The organism is Halorubrum sp. C191 (assembly GCF_002727095.1).
Taxonomy (GTDB): Archaea; Halobacteriota; Halobacteria; order Halobacteriales; family Haloferacaceae; genus Halorubrum; species Halorubrum ezzemoulense.
The window spans coordinates 1-3989 of record NZ_NHNZ01000089.1 but is presented as its reverse complement, the minus strand read 5'-3'; the positions used below and the strand labels follow the sequence as shown (position 1 = coordinate 3989).

Below are 3989 nucleotides of genomic sequence, written 5' to 3'. Positions count from 1 at the left end.
TCTGTCGGTGAGTATAATCGTTGTCCGCCCAATGGAGCTGGTCACTCTCATCGGTCGTGACGAGATCTGGATACTGCTCAGCGTCGCCGACAGCGCCCAATGCGCTTTGAGCGTCTGTGAGGTAGCCGTGGATATCGCTAATGTGAACGATCAGCGGATCGCCGGGGATTTTTTCGGTGGTAGCCGGTGGGATGTCCATCTTCGTATATCCTGCTTCTCGGTCTCTGAAGATATTTTCGTGGTGGAACTTAGCCACTTATCCAACATCGGTGAAACTGAAGACACCATCAGCGGGATCGATATCAACGATACCGAGTCCCCGATAGCCGAGATTGAGCATGTGTGGGACAGTTATATTGCCCGCTCCGGTGTCATATCCAAACGCATGTGAGTGGCCACTAATTGTTGCGTAGATGTCGTGAGTCCGTGTGATGAGTTTTAGCGCGATTGAGCCCGTATGGAACTCTTCACGATCCTCTTCGCGCGTTCCTGTCGAGTGATGCCGATCGAAAGATGTGTTGAATGGGGATAGATGAGAGATCAAAATTACGTTTGACCGATCACCGACAAGATCTAAAAGGTGGGTGTACGTCTCTTGGATAGTTTGGGCGCTCCGACGAAATGTCGGGATGTTCTCGTCAGCGATACCGAGTTCATCAGCGATATCATGTGTGGTCGCTTGGTCGGTGACGATATCATGGAGTGCGTTTTCGATAGTATCCGCAGTTTGATCTGCCCGATATCGCCGCTCACCACGTGGAGCGGTCCGGGGGTCAAGGGTAGAAAACGCTGCTTGATCGAGCGCATCATCTAGTGATCGAGACTCACATCCCCACCCGACGACTGAACACGATCCATACTCACGGGTCACATTGTGACCATTGGTTGCGTGCTCGAATCCGTCGACAACACGCTCGGGCATTGGAGCATGGTCGTGGTTTCCGGGGACGTAAAACACATCAATATCGAATTGATTGATGAACTGGCGTGCGAGTGCGATGTCATCAATCCCGTCTCGATGCGTGAGATCACCAGCAATGAATACAGCGTCGGCGCTATCTGGAACCGCCATCGCGTCGATATCGTAGTCACTCGCTGCGGGCTTGAGATGAAGGTCGTTGCAGACGAGGACCCTCATACTTGTCTCTATCAATGCTTGGCCATATGGTTCTTGTAGTTTATCGACTGAAATGATTCGTCCGTCTTCGGTACGTAGGCTTGCGTAATTGAAGATACAGGTGGATATTAGTCACCGAGAATACAAAGGACAAGCCTCGCGTTCGTAGTTTGCTCTGCCATCTGGACCATCTGTTACACAGCACAGGCCAGCGTTAAGCGTCTCAGTATAGTTCGGCTTCTGTTCAGCGCGTGGAAGATATCAATCCAATCGCTCGAGCGTCTTTTGATCCCGATCGCTGTCGTAGTACTTCTCAAGCGCCGTCTCAAACGGCTCTGGATCGTCGGCAACTGCCTCAAAAAGTGTCATCGAAGATCGAAACTTTAGATCATCTGGAGATCCGAACACGTCGTTAGCAGACCGTCCATCGAGGGCATTCACAAGGTCAGTACATTCCCGCAACCGTGGACCGAGAATAGAATGAGAGAGATAGGCTTCCGCTTCTTTTCGCGAAGTAATCGCGTATCGACGAGACATTTCACTACGGCCAAGACCGGCAATCTGTGGAAAGACATACCACATCCAGTGGCTACGCTTCCGGCCGGATCGTAACTCCTGTTTCACGTCATCGATCACCGGTTCTTGAGCCTCAACGAACCGTTGTAAATTGAACGGGTCGCCAGAATCCGACATATTAGCAGTGTTGATCTTATGTGAATATAAAGACTAATCCACGAAACTCGTGTTCAAAATCAATATACTGCCGTTGCCGTAGGTTGTGGGAAGTGGCTGATCGAAGGGGGAACCCGGCGCCGCGTGGCGCCGGAGCGTGTTTCAATCCGACTCGACCGGTGTCTCGGCAGGCTCGAAATGAGCGTCACCGAACGAGCGTTGGCCGACACCGAGGACACCATCCGTACCACAGGTCGGACAGTGCTCAGAGGGCGCAGTCGTCAGTTCGGTCATCTCATGAGCGTGGTCCTCGTATCGGATGAAGTCCGGTGGCGTGTGAACACCGGTCACTAAATCGACGAGTACCGAGACAGTTTTCGACGCACACTGACCATTGAGGTGGACAACGGCCGGTTCGGGTGCCAGTTCGTCGTCATCAATGTACCCACGTTCCTGTTCCGCACTTCGTTCCGTGGGTGACAGCTGTTCGATCCGTGCTGCGGCCTGGTCGTGACGTCCCAGACAGTCGAAGCAAGCGTTGCTTCCGGGGGCCACCAGGTGGACGTACCCAGTCATTTCGACCGTCTGATCATCCGTCTGTACTGGCTCTTCTATCGCCGTCTCGTTGGACTCTTTGGAACCCTGCTCGGCCGTCATCCCATCAGAGCTGGTTCCAGTAGCGGTTCGGTCAGGCGTATCGATTCGCACACCGGCGTCGAGATAGTACTGTAACTGCTTGACCGCGTACTCGTTACAAAATGAGCGGGCGCTAACCGAATCAACACAGCCGATGATGGTGTCACAATCGTCAAGCACTGACGGACAGTTCTGAATCCGCTCTTGGACTGTGGTAACCGACAGAGATCCGCCAGACGATTGTAAGAGGTGCTCACGGAGAGCTGTGACTTTCGGCTCGCCGATCTGATGGTCAAACACGCCGCTGATCCGCGAGAGGTTACTCTCTTCTACCTCGTCGGGATCAACGAGTACGACTTCGCCAACGCCGAGCCGAGAGAGCTGTTCGGCGACCATCGATCCGATTCCGCCAACGCCGACAATACCGACAGTCGTAGACTCGAGACGCTGCTGGCCGTCATTGCCAAAAGCCCGAACATTTCGGTCGTAGCGTTGGTCTTCGTGTGCGGACGCGTCTGCGTCGATATCAAACCGGGAGTTACTACCAGTAACTGGGCGATCCAGCTTCCACTCGCCGAGAACCTCGACATCGATCGCCTCAAGACGTGTCTCATCGTCGGCGACAACTTCGATACCGTTGGTTCCGACAACAGCAAAGCCAAAGGACCGATCCGGAAACAACCCAGTAATCCACTCACGGAACCGTCCCATAGACTCCACGTCAATGCTACTGAATCGGGGGTCCGCGGAGAATGGATGGCTGTGGGCCAACACCGGGGCGAGCTGTTGGTCATAACACTCGCTGAGGCGTTCTCGTTCGATTTCAGGAGCGGGCCGGCAGGCGGTCTTCGATTGCCGAGCCATCGCATCATCGTCGACAGTGACGACTTGATGAGCTAGCAAATTCCCTTCGTCGCCGGCATACACAAAGGCGAATCGCTCTTGTTCATCGTCCTTGAGTAGCGTCTCGCGGAGACGGCGAACGGTTTTCGCTGAGAGTCTGAGGGTGCGCATTTATGCCTCCTCGAAGGGATTATCGGTGTGCGGACTAGCCAATGAGGCTCGCATCATGCTGGTTAATTTGACGAGCGAATCGTGCTTAGCGTCCCACCCGACGCGATGGTCTCTGATACACCACTTTGCCCACTCTCCGTCGTCATCATCTGACGGGTGAATTCGGTTGAGCAGGTGCTCTGGGTTTCGATGTTCGTACGAAACGTCCCCCGAGACGTAGACAGTTGGGATATCCCGAGGGTAGGTGTCCGGAAGGTCGTATCGGAGCGGCGCAAATCGCGGACTCCACCCCTCCGGATAGTCGAACCGCTCGATTATGACCCGGCGATCTGATTCACTATAGCGAACCGGATACCGGTCACCGAGTTTCTCGGCTTCCTCGTATGCGCGGCCGCGTTTCATCCGAAGACGTTGCCCTCCCCCGGCTGGAAACTAATACTGTCAGCTAAATATTCTTTAGGTTAGAGTGTGATTAGCAAGTATGTCCACGCTTGACGCCGCCACTCTTGACGACCTCCGCGACGCTCTCGCGGCGGTCGAAGATAAAAAG

At 54.1% G+C, this 3989-nt stretch carries 4 protein-coding genes and 1 pseudogene; all 5 read right to left on the bottom strand.

Going from position 1 to position 3989, the window contains the following annotated elements; translation table 11 throughout:
* Nucleotides 1-256, bottom strand: a pseudogene (locus tag Z052_RS07695) (hypothetical protein); the annotation flags it as partial.
* The gene (locus Z052_RS07690; RefSeq protein WP_099288947.1) at nt 257-1138 is read right to left on the bottom strand and encodes a metallophosphoesterase; all 882 of its coding nucleotides are present in this window, start codon (nt 1136-1138) and stop codon (nt 257-259) included. It abuts the pseudogene before it with no gap.
* A gap of 240 nt (nt 1139-1378) precedes the next feature.
* On the bottom strand, nt 1379-1810 hold the full coding sequence (locus Z052_RS07685; RefSeq protein WP_099288946.1) for a DUF1810 domain-containing protein: 432 nt from the start codon (nt 1808-1810) through the stop codon (nt 1379-1381).
* A gap of 141 nt (nt 1811-1951) precedes the next feature.
* Complete coding sequence (locus Z052_RS07680; protein ID WP_099288945.1) at nt 1952-3439, bottom strand: ThiF family adenylyltransferase; 1488 nt, start codon at nt 3437-3439, stop codon at nt 1952-1954.
* Entirely contained in the window at nt 3440-3841 is a 402-nt protein-coding gene (locus tag Z052_RS07675; RefSeq protein WP_099288944.1) for a hypothetical protein, read from the bottom strand.
* Nucleotides 3842-3989: the final 148 nt, after the last annotated feature.